At 70.8% G+C, this 16,015-nt stretch carries 9 protein-coding genes and 2 pseudogenes; 9 read left to right on the top strand and 2 right to left on the bottom strand.

The genetic code is table 11. From position 1 onward, the window contains the following. On the bottom strand, positions 1 to 522 hold a 522-nt coding region (locus tag AB0K43_RS29415), incomplete at its 3' end, for a substrate-binding domain-containing protein (RefSeq protein ID WP_363645075.1). Positions 523 to 1,351: 829 nt separating this feature from the next. Here AB0K43_RS29415 and AB0K43_RS29420 point away from each other — a divergent pair. The 5 genes and pseudogenes from AB0K43_RS29420 to AB0K43_RS29440 form a co-directional block, all read left to right on the top strand. Then, a pseudogene (locus AB0K43_RS29420) lies at positions 1,352 to 2,785 on the top strand (RICIN domain-containing protein); the annotation flags it as partial. Positions 2,786 to 2,818: 33 nt separating this feature from the next. Further along, positions 2,819 to 3,319: pseudogene (locus AB0K43_RS29425) on the top strand (beta-xylosidase); the annotation flags it as partial. 74 nt (positions 3,320 to 3,393) lie between these two features. Continuing rightward, on the top strand, positions 3,394 to 4,386 hold the full coding sequence (locus tag AB0K43_RS29430) for a DUF916 domain-containing protein (protein WP_363645077.1): 993 nt from the start codon (positions 3,394 to 3,396) through the stop codon (positions 4,384 to 4,386). A 708-nt stretch (positions 4,387 to 5,094) separates the two neighbouring features. Continuing rightward, positions 5,095 to 6,534, top strand: coding sequence for an RICIN domain-containing protein (locus AB0K43_RS29435; protein WP_363645079.1), 1,440 nt, complete (start codon positions 5,095 to 5,097; stop codon positions 6,532 to 6,534). Positions 6,535 to 6,670: 136 nt separating this feature from the next. Next, positions 6,671 to 9,121: an RICIN domain-containing protein gene (locus AB0K43_RS29440; protein ID WP_363645081.1), complete on the top strand. Its 2,451-nt coding sequence runs from the start codon at positions 6,671 to 6,673 to the stop codon at positions 9,119 to 9,121. A gap of 83 nt (positions 9,122 to 9,204) precedes the next feature. On the opposite strand, the gene AB0K43_RS29445 is transcribed toward AB0K43_RS29440, so the two are convergent. Next, positions 9,205 to 10,269: a LacI family DNA-binding transcriptional regulator gene (locus tag AB0K43_RS29445; RefSeq protein WP_363645083.1), complete on the bottom strand. Its 1,065-nt coding sequence runs from the start codon at positions 10,267 to 10,269 to the stop codon at positions 9,205 to 9,207. A gap of 456 nt (positions 10,270 to 10,725) precedes the next feature. Here AB0K43_RS29445 and AB0K43_RS29450 point away from each other — a divergent pair, with 456 nt between their 5' ends. From AB0K43_RS29450 to AB0K43_RS29465, 4 genes are all read left to right on the top strand, one after another. After that, complete coding sequence (locus AB0K43_RS29450; protein WP_363645085.1) at positions 10,726 to 11,676, top strand: sugar ABC transporter permease; 951 nt, start codon at positions 10,726 to 10,728, stop codon at positions 11,674 to 11,676. Then, the gene (locus tag AB0K43_RS29455) at positions 11,673 to 12,566 is read left to right on the top strand and encodes a carbohydrate ABC transporter permease (RefSeq protein WP_363645087.1); all 894 of its coding nucleotides are present in this window, start codon (positions 11,673 to 11,675) and stop codon (positions 12,564 to 12,566) included. Before AB0K43_RS29450 ends, AB0K43_RS29455 begins: the two co-directional genes overlap by 4 nt. Positions 12,567 to 12,640: 74 nt before the next feature. Further along, positions 12,641 to 13,978, top strand: a complete 1,338-nt coding sequence (locus AB0K43_RS29460; protein ID WP_363645089.1) for a sugar ABC transporter substrate-binding protein — start codon at positions 12,641 to 12,643, stop codon at positions 13,976 to 13,978. 114 nt (positions 13,979 to 14,092) lie between these two features. Further along, positions 14,093 to 15,844: a beta-galactosidase family protein gene (locus tag AB0K43_RS29465; RefSeq protein WP_363645091.1), complete on the top strand. Its 1,752-nt coding sequence runs from the start codon at positions 14,093 to 14,095 to the stop codon at positions 15,842 to 15,844. Positions 15,845 to 16,015: the final 171 nt, after the last annotated feature.

Raw genomic sequence — 16,015 nt, forward strand, 5'->3', positions numbered from 1 at the left:
CTTGTACTCCTCGACGGCGCGCTTGCCGACCTCGCCGCCCATCTGGGCGCCGCTGAAGCCGATCCGCGGCACGAGGTCGCTCTTGGCACAGGAGGACGGGTCCGGACCGGTGGCACAGATCTGGTCGTCGGAGGTGAGCAGCGCCACCTTCGCGTCGCGGGCGGTCTGCACCACCTGCGGGCCGACGGCCGGGTCCGGCACGACGATGATCACACCGTTGGCCTTCTGCGCGATCGCCGACTGCACCTCGCTGATGGTCTTGTTGGCGTCGTTGCCGAGGTTGACCACCTTCAGGTCCACGCCCAGCTCCGCGGCCTTCGCCTTCGCGCCGGCGGCCTCGCCGACGAAGTACTCCTGGTCGCCCTGCTTCTGCAGGTAGGTGATCGAGATCTTCCCGCTGACCGGCGCCACGGAGGCGTCGCCGGCCTTCACGGACTCCTGACCGGTGGAGCAGGCGGTGGTCAGGCCCAGGCAGAGCAGGAGACCGGCCGCCGCGGCAGCGCGGGTGGGGGGACGCAACATGGGGGGCTCCTTCGAGGCCGCACCTGCCGAGCGGGCGGAAACGGGTGCGTGGGGGCGGTCACAGGGGGCACGCGCTGGGCAATGCGAGCGGTGAGGTGTGCTGTGCAGCCGGCCGGGTGGTGGTTCGAGGCCCGGCTGCCTGCATTGGTTGGCTAATCCAACGTAAACACTCAGTAACAAACACTTCCGAACGCGATGGACATATGACACCCCTGTTTCGGAAGCCCCGTCAAGCCCGCCCCTGGGTCGAGACCACGTTGTGACGTGCGGCGGTTGCCGGCGCTGGCGCTCCGCGGCCTGCTACGGGCCGGTAGGACGCCCTCGCTGCCCGCTGGTGGCTTCGGTCCACCCCGGTGTCCGGCCGGTCGTCCCCGCCCGGGCGGGTGGGGCCGCCTCCGGTGGTCGGGGCCGGCGGGGAGGGCATCCGATAACGCTTCGGTAAAGCCCCAGGGTGGCGACAGGCCGCGGCGCTCCATACAGCGACCGACGCACACGGTTCGCTGTGTGCCGCGCCGCATCCATGGAGAACACGTGAGTGACCCCTCGATGTCCCGGGGCGCCTTCGAGGCCCACGACCCGATGTCGAGGCTGCCCGTGGGGTGCTCCGCCGCACCCCGCCGAGCCCGGCGGGCCCCGCCGGGCACCGGGATGTGACGCCCACATGTCGGAAGTGTTTCGGAGTGTTGACAGCGCGGTTCCGTCAGGGCGACCCTATGGGTCAATCTGTTGATTTCCGCGCAAAAACGTTTGTTTCTGTTCCCTTGTGGACGGTGCTCCGGTGGCTGGCTCCGGAGGTCAGGACGAGCGCGGACGACATCAAGGAACCCGTATGAGAAGAGTGGGATCCGTAGTCGCCGGCTCCGTCGGCCTCCTGCTGGCCGTGACGGCCTGGGCGCCAGGGGTGCTGGCCGCCCCCGTCACCACCACCGCCGGAACCCAGTTCCCGGACACCACGGGGGCGGGGGTGCAGGCGCACGGCGGCGGTGTGATCAAGGTCGACGACTACTACTACTGGTTCGGTGAGGACCGCGGCGAGGACAACAAGTTCCGCTACGTGTCGGCCTACCGTTCCAAGGACCTGAAGAGCTGGGAGCCCCGGGGGCACGTCCTCACCCAGGAGTCCGACCCGGAGCTGCGCACCGCGCTGATCGAGCGGCCGAAGGTCCTCTACAACAGCAGGACCAAGCAGTTCGTGATGTGGATGCACAAGGAGGCCGACGACTCCTACGGCGAGGCCCGGGCGGCCGTGGCGGTCTCCTCCACGATCGACGGCTCCTACCAGTGGAAGGGCTCGTTCCGTCCGAAGGACGCCTCGGGTGCGGAGTTCATGTCGCGCGACATCACCGTGTTCGAGGACAAGGCCGCGGGCAAGGCCTACATGGTCTCCTCCGCGAACGACAACGCCGACCTGATGATCTATGAGCTCACCGACGACTACACCCAGGTGAAGGACGTGGCGGCGAACCCCTGGCCGGGACAGCACCGGGAGTCGCCTGCGCTGTTCGAGCGCGCGGGCGTGTACTTCATGCTCACCTCCGGGACCAGTTACTGGGACCCGAACCAGCAGAAGTACGCCACCGCCCCGAGCCCCGTCGGACCGTGGACGCCGATGAGGGACGTAGGCAACCACAACGGCCACGACTCGCAGACGGCGTTCGTCCTCCCGGTCGAGGGCAGTGACACCACGTCCTACCTCTACATGGGCGACCGATGGGCCGGGGTGTGGTCCGACCCCAAGCGGGTCAACGACTCCACCTATGTCTGGCTCCCGCTGCAGTTCCCGACCGCCACCACGATGACCCTTCCGTGGTATCCCGAGGTCTCGATCGACACGGCGACGGGCCGGGTCGCCGGTGCCGGCGGGGACGCGCTCAACACCATCACCGGCAAGGGCAGCAACCTGTGCGCGAGCGTGGTCGACAGCCTCTCCGACAACAACGTGCCGGTGGTCCAGGGAGCCTGCGACGGCGGACTGAACGACCGGTGGCGGTTCACCGACAACAGTGGCGGCTACGTCCGGGTGCTGGCCCAGCACAGCGGTAAGTGCCTGGACGTGGCGGACGGATCGACCGCGAACGGGGCCCACGTCAAGCAGTACGACTGCGGCTCGGGCGACAACCAGCGCTGGCGCTTCGAGAGCCTCACCGACGGCTACGTCCGTATCGTCGCCAAGCACAGCAACAAGTGCCTGGACGTCCAGGACGGATCCACGGCGGCGGGTGCCGATCTGGTCCAGTCGGACTGCAACGGGAGCGCCGGCCAGGCCTGGAAGGTCGGCGCGCAGGTCGCTCCGACCGACCCGCCCGGCCCGACGGACCCGACCGACCCGGGCAGCGGGGCCCCTGGGACGGTGAACCAGCGCATCGGCACCTCGGTCGACGGCGGCGTGCTCTCGATGACCGCCGCGGCCGACGCCGTCCAGCTGCCGCCGGTCGCCTTCGGGGCGGGTGGAGCCTCGACCGGATCCCTGAACCCCGTGACCGTCAAGGACTTCCGCGGCGGTACGGCCGGCTGGTCGCTCACCGGCAAGGTGACGGACTTCACCGGACCGCGTGGAAAGATCGACGCGGACCGGCTGAGCTGGACCCCCACCTGTACCACCAAGGCCGACAGCCCGAGCGCCTGCCGGGCAGGCAGTGCCGGGACGATCGGCACGGGCGGCGCGACCCTCGCGTCCGCCGCCGACGGAACCCTGACCGGTGGAGAGTTCACCGCAGGTGCCGCCGTCTCCCTCGACATCGCGAAGTTCACCCCCGTCGGCACCTACTCCGGACTGCTGACCCTCACCCTCCTGTGACCGTGCCCGCGTGCCCGACGCCAGATGCCAGGCATCGGGTGTCGGGCACGCGGCGCTTCGAAAGCTGGCCCGCCATGCGCAGAGCATCCGTCGTCACCGTTCTCCTTCTCGGCCTGATGGCCCTGTTGCCCACCCAGGCCCGCGCCGCCGACAACGGCGAATGGTCGGTCGCACCCGCGGACTCCGCGATCACTCCGCGCGCGGCCTTCCAGCTCTCGGCCTCCCCCGGCGCGACCTTCTCCGATCGCGCCGTCGTCACGAACAGCACGGACGGGCCGCTGACGCTCCACCTCTACGTCGCCGACGCCTACAACACGGAGCGCGATGGTGGGCTGGCGGTGCGTGGCCGCGAGGAGACCCAGCGCGACATCGGCGCCTGGGGCAAGCCCGAACGGGACGTCGTGACCCTCCCGGCCCACTCGTCGCAGACGGTCGGCCTCACCCTGACCGTTCCCGGTGACGCCCCGCCCGGCGACCACGTGGGTGCGCTGGTGGCCGTCGACGACCGTGTCCAGGCCGGGTCGGGCTCCTTCATCGGCGTGCAGCGCGGCGTCGGGGCCCGGATCTATCTGCGCGTCCTCGGGGCGCAGCGGCCGGCGGTCGCCGTCGAGGACGTGCGGTTCACGGCGCACAACCCGCGGATTCCGTGGACCGGCGGCAGCGACTCCACCCTGACGTACACCCTGCACAACACCGGGAACGTGAAGCTCGAACCCCGGGCCGACGTCCAGGTCGACGGCGTGTTCGCGGGAGGGCCCACCGCACGGCAGCTGGTGAAGGTGCCGGCCGAACTGCTCCCGGGGCAGCAGGTGCAGATCACCGAGGCCTGGTCCGGCGCGCCCACGGGCTGGGGCGACGTCACCGTCACGGTGACCGCGGACGGGGTCACCGCGACCGGCTCCGACGACTTCGTCGACCTGCCGTGGATCCCCGCCGGAGCCCTGGCACTCCTCGCCGTCACGCTCACCGCCCTGCTGGTCCGGCGCCGGCGCCGGCGCGCGGCCGCACGCGCGGCGGCCGGTGGAAGCGCCGACGCCGCGCGCCCCGACGCACCCTCGGGCGACTGACGGCGTAGACCCGCCGTTCCCCTCTCCGCGGACCGCGGTCGCGCGGCCGGCCGGCCCTACCTCGCGGGGGCGCCGGCAGCAGAGCTCGGCACGGCGGTGCTGGGATCTGCGACCGGCCGAGCGAGCCATCAGAAGTAAACATATTCAAACGCGGCCTGCCCGGGCGTCAAGCCCTTGGGTGGGCCGATTCTCTGGTACGGGCGGTGCCACGTCGTCCAATCGTCACTCGCTGTACCGAATTGATCGCGACAGGCCGGGGTCTCGGGTTGATGATGCCGGAATTTGTCTAAGTTTGATGGATCCCTTGACATAGCGGAGGCGTGCTTCGAAACTCTCGGTCGACCCCATTTGTTTGCGCCAACATGGCAGGACGGCCGTGTCGGCGTCACCGGGGGGTCGGACATCCCGGTGGTCATCCCCGCCCCGATGGGCGGCGAATCACCAGGGCTGCCGGGAGACGGGCATCGCGTCGGAAGGCGCGCTCCAGGCGGCCGACTTGATCAGCGCAGCCCACCCCACCCCACCCCACCCCCACCCCGCGATGCGTGCGCCGAGTCCGCCCCCACCTTGTCCCTGCTCCGGGATGCAGGTCGTCAGGCGGTACTCGCAGAGATCACACCGAGACCGGTCGGCCGGCCCGTGGCATGTTCGCGATGCCATGGCCCGGAAGGATTCGGCGCACGCACCGGAGAACGAAGGTATGTGAACATGCCGAGACTGCGAACGATCCTGCTCAGTGCCGTGCTGGCGCTGCTCCTCCCGCTCCTGCAGGGAGTCGGCACCGCCGAGGCCGCCACGGCGACGATCATCAACGGTACCCAGTTCAGCGACACCGCCGGCAACCCGGTGCACGCCCACGGCGGCGGTGTGATCAAGGTCGGCCAGTACTACTACTGGTTCGGTGAGGACCGGAACGCCGACAACACCTTCCGCTACGTCTCGGTCTACCGGTCCACCGACCTGAAGACCTGGGAGTTCCGCAACCACGCCCTGACCCAGGCGGCGGATCCGGATCTCGGTTACGCCGTCATCGAGCGGCCCAAGGTCATCTACAACGCCGCGACCGGCCTGTTCGTCATGTGGATGCACAAGGAGAACGGCTCGGACTACAGTCAGGCCCGCGCGGCGGTCGCCGTCTCCACGACGGTCGACGGCACCTACAGCTACCGGGGCAGCTTCCGGCCGCTGGGGGAGATGTCCCGTGACATCACGACCTTCGTGGACGACGACGGCACCGGGTACATGATCTCCGCCGCCAACGAGAACCGGGACCTGCACGTCTACAAGCTGACGGCGGACTACACCGGGATCGACTCCCAGGTGCAGAACCTGTGGGCCGGCCAGTCCCGCGAGGCCCCCGCGATGTTCAAGCGCAACGGCGTCTACTTCCTGCTCAGCTCCACGACCAGCGGCTGGAACCCCAACCAGCAGCGGTACGGCACCGCGACCAGCGTCACCGGTACCTGGAGCGGGCTGCAGGACATCGGCGACGGCGTCGCCTACGGCAGCCAGACCGCGTACGTGCTGCCCGTGCAGGGCACCAAGGGCACGAGCTACCTGTACATGGGGGACCGCTGGGGCAACTCCTTCGGGGGGACGGTCAACGACTCGCAGTACGTCTGGCTGCCGCTGGCCTTCCCCACCGACACCACCCTGACCATGGGGGCCTCGCCGCAGATCGACGTGAACGCCGCGACGGGCATCATCACCCCGCTGAAGGCCACCTGGGAGAGCCTGACGGGCCGCCAGAGCGGTCGGTGCGCGGACGTGGGCAACTACTCCTTCGCCCCGGCCGCCCAGCTCCTCCAGTGGGGCTGCGGCAACGGCGCCAACCAGAACTTCTGGCTCAAGAACCTCGGCACGGGCTACGCGCAGATCATGGCCCGGCACAGCGGCCTGTGCCTGGACGTGAGCGGCGCCTCGACCGCCGACGGCGCGCTCGCCGTGCAGAACCCCTGCGACGGCCGGACCTCCCAGCAGTGGCAGATCCAGAAGGTCACCGGCACCACCTACGTCCGCCTGATCGCCCGGCACAGCGGCAAGTGCCTGGACGTCACCAACCAGTCCACCGCCAACGGCACCGTCCTGGAGCAGTGGACCTGCGGCACCGGCAGCAACCAGCAGTGGCTGCGCACCACCACCCCGTGACCCGCCGCCCCTGACCTGCCCCCTGACCTGCCGATCCTGACCTGCCGACCCTGAGCCGCCCTCGTCGACGCCCCTCCGCCCCTCCGCTCGGCGGAGGGGCGTCGTACCGGCGCCCGTACCCAGTCCAGGAGTACCCGTGTCCCCACACAAGCAGCCGCCCGCCCGCTCCGGCCGGACCCGGGCCGGGGCCGCCGCCGTCGTGCTCGCGGCCCTCGCCGCGAGCACCCTGAGCGCCGCGCCCGCCACCGCCGCCGAAGCCGCCGCGCACGTCACCGTCCGCCTCGATCCCAGCTACCAGCAGCAGCCGTTCCAGGGCTGGGGAACGGCCTTGGCCTGGTTCGCCAATGTCACCGGCGGCTGGCCGGACGCCAAGCGCAACCAGCTGGCCGACGCTCTCTACGGAGCCGACGGCCTGGGCTTCACCGTCGCCCGCTACAACATCGGCGGCGGCGACAGCCCCGAGACCCAGCCGTACCTGCGCACGGGGGCCGCCGTCCCGGGGTACTGGAACCGCCCCGCCGCCTACGGCCCGCCGGCCGGCGACGCCGCCGGATGGACCGAGCCCGCCGACTGGTGGAACCCGGCCGACCCGACGCACTGGAGCGCGAACCCCGACGCGAACCAGCTCTGGTGGCTGAAGGCCGCGAAGAGCCGTGGCGCGGACACCTTCGAGGCCTTCTCCAACTCCGCGCCGTACTTCATGACCAACAGCGGCCTGGTCTCCGGTGCGGCCGACAGCCGGCAGGACAATCTCCGGGCCGACCAGTACGACCGGTTCGCCGCGTACCTGGCCGGGGCCGTGCAGCGGGCTCAGGCCGCCACCGGCGTGACCTTCGGCGCCGTCTCCCCGGTGAACGAGCCGGGGACCTCGTACTGGGGTGCGGGCGGCAGGCAGGAGGGTTCGCACTGGGACCAGGCCTCCCAGGCGCACATCATCTCCAGCCTGCGCGGCGCGCTGACCGGAGCCGGGCTCGGCACGCCGGTGTCGGCGATGGACGAGACCAACGCGAGCATGTTCCGGGACAACTGGGATTCCTACAGCGCCACGACCCGGGCCGCCGTGGGCAAGCTGAACACCCACACCTACGGCACGGGCGGCAGGACCGGGGCGCGCGACATCGCCAAGGGCGCCGCCAAGCCGCTGTGGATGTCCGAGGTCGATCTGGGCGGCAGTGGCCCGCAGAGCTTCACCGACATGTCCCCGGCCCTCGACTTCGCCCAGCACATCGACGACGACATCAGGGAGTTGGAGCCCAGCGCCTGGGTGATGTGGCAGGCCGTCGACGACTACACCAACATGACACCCGGTCATGAGAACTCCAACTGGGGCCTGATTCAGGCGGACCTCGCGTCCACCGATCCGGCCCTCGAACCGCTGCGCCTGAACAAGAAGTACTGGGCCATGGCCAACTACAGCCGGTTCATCCGGCCGGGCGCCCGGGTCATCGGGAGCGACAGCACGAGCACGCTCGCGGCGCTGCGGCCCGGCGGCACGGGTGCGGTGGCCGTCTACACCAACTCCACCGGCGCGGACCAGACGGTCACCCTCGACCTGGGGGGCTTCCAGAACGTCGACACCGCCACCCCCGTGCAGCGCTACACCACCGACGCCGGCAAGAACCTGACGCGTGACGGCGACCTGTCCGCCACCGCCGCCAAGACGCTCACCGCGACGGTCGGCCCGGGCTCGGTGACCACCTTCGTCATCCCCGGCGCGACCGGCACCGACGGTTCGGTGTCGACGGATCCGACCGGCCAGGTGCGTCAACTGCTGGGGGACAACGGCGGCCTGGCGCTGTCGACCGGCGCGACGGCGGCCGCCGGCCCCGTCCAGCACCCCTCCGACCCCGCCGACCCGGCTCAGCAGTGGAAGTTCACCAAGGTCGCCGGCACCTGGGAGAACACGACCGCGTACCGCATCACCAGCGTCAGGACCGGCAAGGCGCTCAGCGTCACCGGGGGTGTGCTCGGCTTCGCCCCGTCCGGCTCGTCCCCGCAGCAGCGGTGGATGCTCTCCACCACCGGTGACGGTCACAGCACGGTGATCAACGTCGCCACGGGCGACCTCCTCGACGTGGCGAACGCGTCCACGGCCGACGGTGCCCCGGTCGGTGTGTACCGGCCGACGACCGGCAGCAACCAGTCCTGGACCCTGCGCAGCGCCGCGGCCGACATCTGGAAGGCGCTGCGCGTACGCGGCAGCAACAAGTGCGTCGACATCCAGGGTTCCTCCACCGCGGACGGCGCACCCGCCCTGCAGTACACCTGCGTCAGCGCCTCGAACCAGAAGTGGTCCCTGCGGGCCGCCGGCCCCGGCTACGTCAACCTGGTGGGCCTGCAGAGCGGCAAGTGCCTGGACGTCTCGGGTGCCTCCACCGCGGACAACGCCGCCGTCCTGCTCTACGGCTGCAACGGCGGCAGCAACCAGCAGTGGTCGGTGCGCACCACCGCCACCGGCTACGTCACCCTGATGGCCCGGCACAGCGGCAAGTGCCTGGACGTGTCCGGTACCTCCCTCAACAACAACGCCACGCTCGTGCAGTACCCGTGCAGTGGCAGCACCAGCCAGCAGATCAAGGTCGGCTGACGGCCGGCCGCCGGGCCGCGGAGCTCGCCGTCCTCGGCCCGGCAGCCCCGTGTCGCCCGAGCACTTCCGGACGGCGTCCGCGCCTACCCGGGTGCGTCGCTCGGCGGGGGGGCCGAGCTGGCGCGGACGACCAGCTCCGGGGTGACGGAGATCATCCGGGTGGCGGTGCGCGCGTCGGCGGGACGGTCGATCTGGTCCAGGAGGAGCGCGACGCACTGCCGGCCGACCTCCTCGAAGTCCTGGCGGACCGTGCTGAGCGGCGGGGCGAAGTACGGGGCTTCGGGTACGTCGTCGAAGCCCACGACGCTGACGTCCTCGGGCACCCGGCGGCCGGCGTCGCGCAGCGCCAGCAGCAGGCCGAGCGCCATCTGGTCGTTGGCGGCGAAGACCGCGGTGACCTCCGGACGGGCGGCGAGCTCCTTGCCGATCCGGTAGCCGGACTCGGCGGTCCAGTCGCCCAGCGCGAGCGGCGGGACGGGCGCGTCGGCGTCCTTCAAGGTGGCGTGCCAGGCGGCGGTGCGGCGGCGGGCGGCGTAGGAGTCCTGCGGTCCGCCGATGTGCCAGACGGTGCGGTGGCCGAGACCGAGCAGATGCCGGGTCGCCGCCGTCGCGCCGGCCGCCTGGTCGGTGTCCACCGAGTGGAAGCGGCGCTCGGGGTCGCCGTCGGCGACGACCACCGGCACCCCGCCGGAGACGGTGAACCCCCTCCGGTCGAGGATCTGGGCCTCGACCACGACGAGGCCGTCCACGGCCTGCTCGGTCAGCTGGCGCACGGCCTGCTGCACGGCGTCCTCGGTCTGGGCCTCCGCGCAGACCACGTTCACCGAGTACCCGGCGGCCTGCGCGGCGTGCGAGATGGCGGCCAGCGTACGGGCGTTCCCCTGGGCGGCGAGGTCGAAGGTGACCACGCCGAGCACGTGGAAGCGCCCGAGGGTGAGCGCGCGGGCGGCGCTGTTGCGCTGGTAGCCGAGCATCCGCATCGCCGACAGGACCCGCTCCCGGGTGTCCGGTTCCACGTTGGAGCGGTGGTTGGCGACCCGCGAGACCGTCTGCGAGGAGACCCCGGCGAGGGCGGCGACATCGGCCTGGGAGGGCGGACGCTGCCTGCCCCGGGTGCCGTCGCCGGGCGTCGTCGCTCTTCGTCCCATGCCGGTCCTTCCTCGCGTGTCAACGTGAACATCGTACCGGTGGGATGCGGAGGGAGGTGCTGGGGGGCGGCGCGGCCCCTGCCGCCCCTGAGCGGCCGATATCCGCCCGTAACCTTCGGCTCCGCCGGACCGGCCCGCGCGGCGGTCGTCCGGGCGCTGCCGTCTCCAAGGCCGGCGACCGCGCGGCCCGCGGCGGTCGTCGCCGAAGCGCGTGGCGGGCCGCCCACCGGGGCCGCATCCGGCCTGCTGACCAGGGTGAACTCCGCCGGGGTGGATGCGGACCACCTCCTTCGCGTCGGGCGGCCGCCAGGCGCCGCGGGGTGCCCCGCGCCGTCGGGAGGCCGGATCACGAAGATGCATCGCGCTGTTACGGGCACTTGACGGCCCTGTCATCGGCGGTCGACACTCAACGCCAGCTTCATGTTGGCGTAAACATCTGCCGTGAAGGGCACCTCCGTGAGCACGACGCACCCTCCCGCCCAGTCCACCCCGGTCCGGACGGCACCCCGGTCCCGGCCGGCAGCACGCTCCGGTCGTCCCGGTCACGGCGCCTACGGCTACGTGTTCTTCGCCCCGTTCCTGATCGTCTTCGTGATCGGCATCGCGGCACCGCTCGGCTACGCCGCCTACCTGAGCTTCTTCCAGGACCGGCTGGTCGGCGGAAACGTCTTCGTGGGCTTCGCCAACTACAGTCGCGCCCTGGGCGACGAGCTCTTCCGGGCCGGACTCTGGCGGGTCACCCTGTTCCTGCTCGTCCAGGTCCCGGTGATGCTGGCGCTCGCGCTGCTGGCCGCCCTGGCGGTCGACAGCGGGCGGCTGCGGTGGCCGGCGCTGTTCCGCATCGGCATCTTCGTCCCGTACGCCGTCCCGGCCGTCGTGGCCTCCCTGATGTGGGGTTACCTGTACGGCGACCGCTTCGGATTGATCCGTCAGGTCGGTGACGCCCTGCACGTCGCCGTCCCCCGGCTGCTCGGCGAGTCCTGGATGCTCGCCTCGATCGGCAACGTCGTGACCTGGGAGTTCGTGGGCTACAACATGCTGATCCTCTACGCGGCGCTGCGCACCGTGCCGCAGGAGCTCTACGAGGCGGCCGAGGTCGACGGCGCCGGCGAGTTGCGCAAGGCCTGGAGCATCAAACTCCCCGCCCTGCGGCCCGCGTTGGCGCTGGCCACGGTGTTCTCGATCATCGGCACGTTCCAGCTGTTCAACGAGCCCAACGTGATGCAGTCGCTGGCCCCCGACGTGATCTCCACCAGTTACACGCCCAACATGTACGCCTTCAATCTGGCGTTCAACGGTCAGCAGTTCAACTATTCGGCAGCCGTCGCAGTGGTCCTGGGCGGAGTGACCGCAGTGGTCGCCTACACCGTGCAGGCCAGGTCGATGCGGAAGGAACAGAGCCTGTGAGTGTCAAAACCCCCGCGACCGGCGCAGGACGGGCCCGGCGACCCAGCACCGCGCTCACCGTGGCCATGGGGCTCATGCTCCTGTACGCCTTGCTCCCGCTGGCCTGGCTGGTGCTGTCCAGCACGAAGGACTCCAACTCGCTGAGCACCAGCTTCGGGCTGTGGTTCGGGCACGGGTTCCACCTCTTCGACAACGTGTGGAACGTCCTGACCTACGACGACGGCATCTACCTCCGCTGGTTCGCCAACACGCTGCTCTACGCGGTGGTCGGCGCCGGCGGGGCCGCCTTCATCTCCACGGCCGCCGGCTACGCCCTGGCGAAGTACCGGTTCCGGGGCCGCACCGTCCTTGCCGCGCTGGTCCTCGGCGCCGTCGCGATCCCCGGCACCGCGCTGGCCGTACCGACCTATCTGCTGTTCAGCGAGATCGGGATCGTCGACACTCCGTGGGCCGTCCTGCTGCCCTCCCTGGTCAGCCCGTTCGGCGTCTACCTGATGCGCGTCTACACGATCGGCGCCGTGCCGGACTCCATGCTCGAAGCGGCCCGAATCGACGGCTCCGGCGAGATCAGGACCTTCTTCACCATCTCGTTGCGCCTGCTGGCCCCCGGCTTCGTCACGGTGCTGCTGTTCTCGCTGGTCGCCACCTGGAACAACTACTTCCTGCCGCTGATCGTCCTGAGCGACCCGCAGTGGTTCCCCCTCACCGTCGGCCTCAACCAGTGGAACGCCCTGGCCACCGGCGCGGCGGGCAGCGGAGCCACCACCACCGGCTTCTACCCGCTCGTGGTTACCGGCAGCGTGCTGGCGATCATCCCGCTCGTCGTCGCGTTCCTCTTCCTCCAGCGGTTCTGGCAGTCCGGCCTGGCCGCCGGGAGCGTCAAGGAGTAGCGCGTTCCCCCTGCTCGTCCCGTCCGTCCCGCCCCTCTCAGTCGTCCCACCCGTCCCAGCAAGGAAGTCACGCCATGACCCGTGCCATCACCTCGCCGCGCCGCAGACTCCTGGCCCTCGTGCCGGCCGCGGCGCTCGCCTTCACGCTGACCGCCTGCGGCTCGAACGCCGCTCCCGTGGTCTCCGCCGACCCGAGTGCCGCGCTGGACACCGAGACCACGCTGACCTTCTGGACCTGGGCCCCGAACATCGACAAGACGGTGGCCCTGTTCGAGAAGAAGTACCCGAAGGTCAAGGTGAACGTCGTCAACGCCGGCCAGTCGGCGGCCGAGTACACCAAGCTCCAGACCGCCGTGAAGGCCGGCAGCGGGGGACCGGACGTCGCCCAGGTCGAGTACTTCGCCCTGCCCGAACTCGCGATGTCCAAGCGGCTGGTCAACCTGAAGGACTACGGCGCGGCCGCCCTGGAGCCCAAGTTCGCGGCCTCCGCCTGGTCGCAGGTCGCGGTCGCCGACGGCGTCTACGCCATCCCCCAGGACACCGGCCCGATGGCGATGTTCTACAACAAGAGGATCCTCGACGAGCTGAAGATCGAGCCGCCCAAGACCTGGGCCGAGTTCGAGGCCGCGGCCATCAAGATCAAGGAGTCGGACCCGAAGCGGTTCATCACCTCCATCGACCCCGGCGACGCGGGCGGCGTGGACAGCCTGATCTGGCAGGCCGGCGGCCGGCCCTTCCAGCAGAAGGACGCCTCCTCCGTCGCGGTGAACCTGCAGGACGCCGGCGCCAAGAAGGCCGCCGACCTGTGGACCTCGCTGATCAACCGCAAGCTCGTCGACACCTCTCCGGGCTGGACCAACGAGTGGTGGCAGTCGATGGGCAGCGGCCGGTACGCCATGTGGATCATCGGAGCCTGGGCCCCCGGCAACATCGCCTCCACTATCCCGGACACCGCCAAGGACTGGCGTGCCGCGCCCGTCCCGCAGTGGAACGCGGGCGACAACGTCTCCTCCGAGAACGGCGGCTCCTCCGTCGCGGTGCCCACCACCAGCAAGAACAAGGCAGCCGCGGCGGCCTTCGCGATCTGGCTGAACTCCGACCCCGAGGCGGTCCGCTCGCTCTCCGCCAACGGCCTCTTCCCCGCCACCACCGAACTGCTCGGCGACCCGGCCTTCCTCGACCAGCCGGTGGCGGGCCTCGGCGGGCAGAAGGCCAACCAGGTCTTCGCCGACTCGTCCGCCGCCGTCGGCAAGGGCTGGCAATACCTGCCGTACCAGCTCTACTCCAACTCGGTGTTCAAGGACACCGTCGGCCCGAGCATCTCGACCGACATCAACGCGGGTCTGAGCGCCTGGCAGCGGCGCATCGTCGACTACGGCAACCAGCAGGGTTTCAAGGTCACCTCGCCCTGACCAGCGCCGGCACCGGGCCGGTCGCCCGCGGCGCGGCCGGCCGCCGACCGGCCGCGCCGGTGCCCGCGCGGCCGGTCCCGCCGCGCACCCACTTCCCCCAGGAGCCCCAGTACCATGTCCGTCCTGCAGATCACCGACGAGGGATTCCGCCTCGACGACCAGCCCTTCCGGATCATCTCCGGCGGCCTGCACTACTTCCGCGTCCATCCCGCTCTCTGGGCCGACCGGCTGCGCAAGGCCCGCCTGATGGGCCTCAACACGGTGGAGACCTACGTCCCCTGGAACCTCCACCAGCCGCGCCCCGACGAATTCCGCCTCGACGGCGGGCTGGACCTGCCGGCCTTCCTCGACCTGGCCGCCGCGGAGGGCCTCCACGTCCTGCTCCGACCCGGGCCCTACATCTGTGCGGAGTGGGAGGGCGGGGGACTGCCCTCGTGGCTGCTGGCCGACCCCGACATCATGCTCCGCAGCCAGGACCCCAGCTATCTGGCAGCGGTGGACGACTACTTCGAGCGCCTGCTGCCGCCGCTGCGCCGCCACCTGTCGACCAACGGTGGCCCCGTCCTGGCGGTCCAGGTCGAGAACGAGTACGGCGCCTACGGTGACGACACCGCGCACCTGGTCCACCTCGCCCGGGCCCTGCGCCACTGCGGCGTCGACGTCCCGCTGTTCACCTGCGACCAGCCCGGCGACCTGGCGCGCGGATCCCTTCCCGGGGTCCTCGCCACCGCCAACTTCGGCAGCCGCTCGGAGCAGGGGCTCGCGACCCTGCGCGCGCACCAGAGCGCCGGCCCGCTGATGTGCACCGAGTTCTGGATCGGCTGGTTCGACCGCTGGGGCGGCCACCACGTCGTACGCGACCCGGGCCAGGCCGCGCGGGAACTCGACACCGTGCTCGCCACCGGCGCCTCGGTCAACCTCTACATGTTCCACGGCGGGACCAGCTTCGGCTTCACCAACGGCGCCAACGACAAGCACACCTTCCGGCCCACCGTCGGCTCCTACGACTACGACTCCCCGCTCGACGAGGCCGGCGACCCGACCGAGAAGTTCGACGCCTTCCGGCAGGTGATCGCCAAGTACGCCCCGGTCCCGACGGAACCGGTGCCCGCCCCCGGCCCGAAGATCGCCGCCGCCGGCATCCGGCTGGGCGCCGGCGCGCCGCTGTTCGCCAACCTGGCCGCGCTCGGCGACGCCGTCGGGTCCGAGCGGCCGCTCACCATGGAGCAGCTGGGCCAGGACTTCGGCTTCGTCCTCTACGAGAGCACCCTGCCGGCGGCCGGCCCGGTCCTGCTGGAGCTCGGCACCGTCCACGACCGCGCCCAGGTCTTCGTGGACGGCCAGCCCGTCGGCGTGCTGGAACGGGAGAACGACGAGCGGGCCGTGGCCTTCACCGTGCCGCGGGCGGGCAGCCTGCTGAGCCTGCTGGTGGAGAACCAGGGCCGGGTCAACTACGGCAGCGGTATCCACGACCGCAAGGGGCTGCTGGGCCGGGTCCGGCTGGACGGCACGGAACTGACCGGCTGGACCAGCCGGCCGCTGCCGCTCGACTCCCTCGACGGGCTCCGCTTCACCGAGGGCGGCCCGGCGACGGTCGGCCCGACCTTCCACCGGGGCACCGTGCATCTCGACGAGGTCGCCGACACCTTCCTCCACCTGCCCGGCTGGACCAAGGGCAATGCCTGGGTCAACGGCTTCCACCTCGGTCGCCACTGGTCCCGGGGGCCCCAGCGCTCGCTCTACGTTCCCGGCCCCGTCCTGCGCCAGGGGTCGAACGAGATCACCGTGCTGGAGCTGCACGCCGCCCACCGCGCGCTGACCGTGGACCTGTGCGAGCGGCCCGACCTCGGACCGACCGAGGAGTAGCCGAGGCCCGCTGCCCGGAGGTTGCGGTGACGGAACGTGACCGCGACCTCCGGGAAGGCGTGCCGCGGATACTCCACCCGCCCGGAACCCTCCTTGCCTTCACCCCTGCAAAGCGGGATAACTGAGGAGTATGGGCCAATATTCGGACACTCTCCGGAGTTGGCTGAGCCG

Origin of the sequence: Kitasatospora sp. NPDC049258 (genome assembly GCF_040678895.1) — a bacterium.
Lineage (GTDB): Bacteria > Actinomycetota > Actinomycetes > Streptomycetales > Streptomycetaceae > Kitasatospora.

Coding starts and splice junctions, on each gene's coding strand:
- AB0K43_RS29430 (WP_363645077.1), top strand. CDS start 3,394: ATGCGCAGAGCATCCGTCGTCACCGTTCTCCTTCTCGGCCTGATGGCC.
- AB0K43_RS29435 (WP_363645079.1), top strand. CDS start 5,095: ATGCCGAGACTGCGAACGATCCTGCTCAGTGCCGTGCTGGCGCTGCTC.
- AB0K43_RS29445 (WP_363645083.1), bottom strand. CDS start 10,269: ATGGGACGAAGAGCGACGACGCCCGGCGACGGCACCCGGGGCAGGCAG.
- AB0K43_RS29460 (WP_363645089.1), top strand. CDS start 12,641: ATGACCCGTGCCATCACCTCGCCGCGCCGCAGACTCCTGGCCCTCGTG.
- AB0K43_RS29465 (WP_363645091.1), top strand. CDS start 14,093: ATGTCCGTCCTGCAGATCACCGACGAGGGATTCCGCCTCGACGACCAG.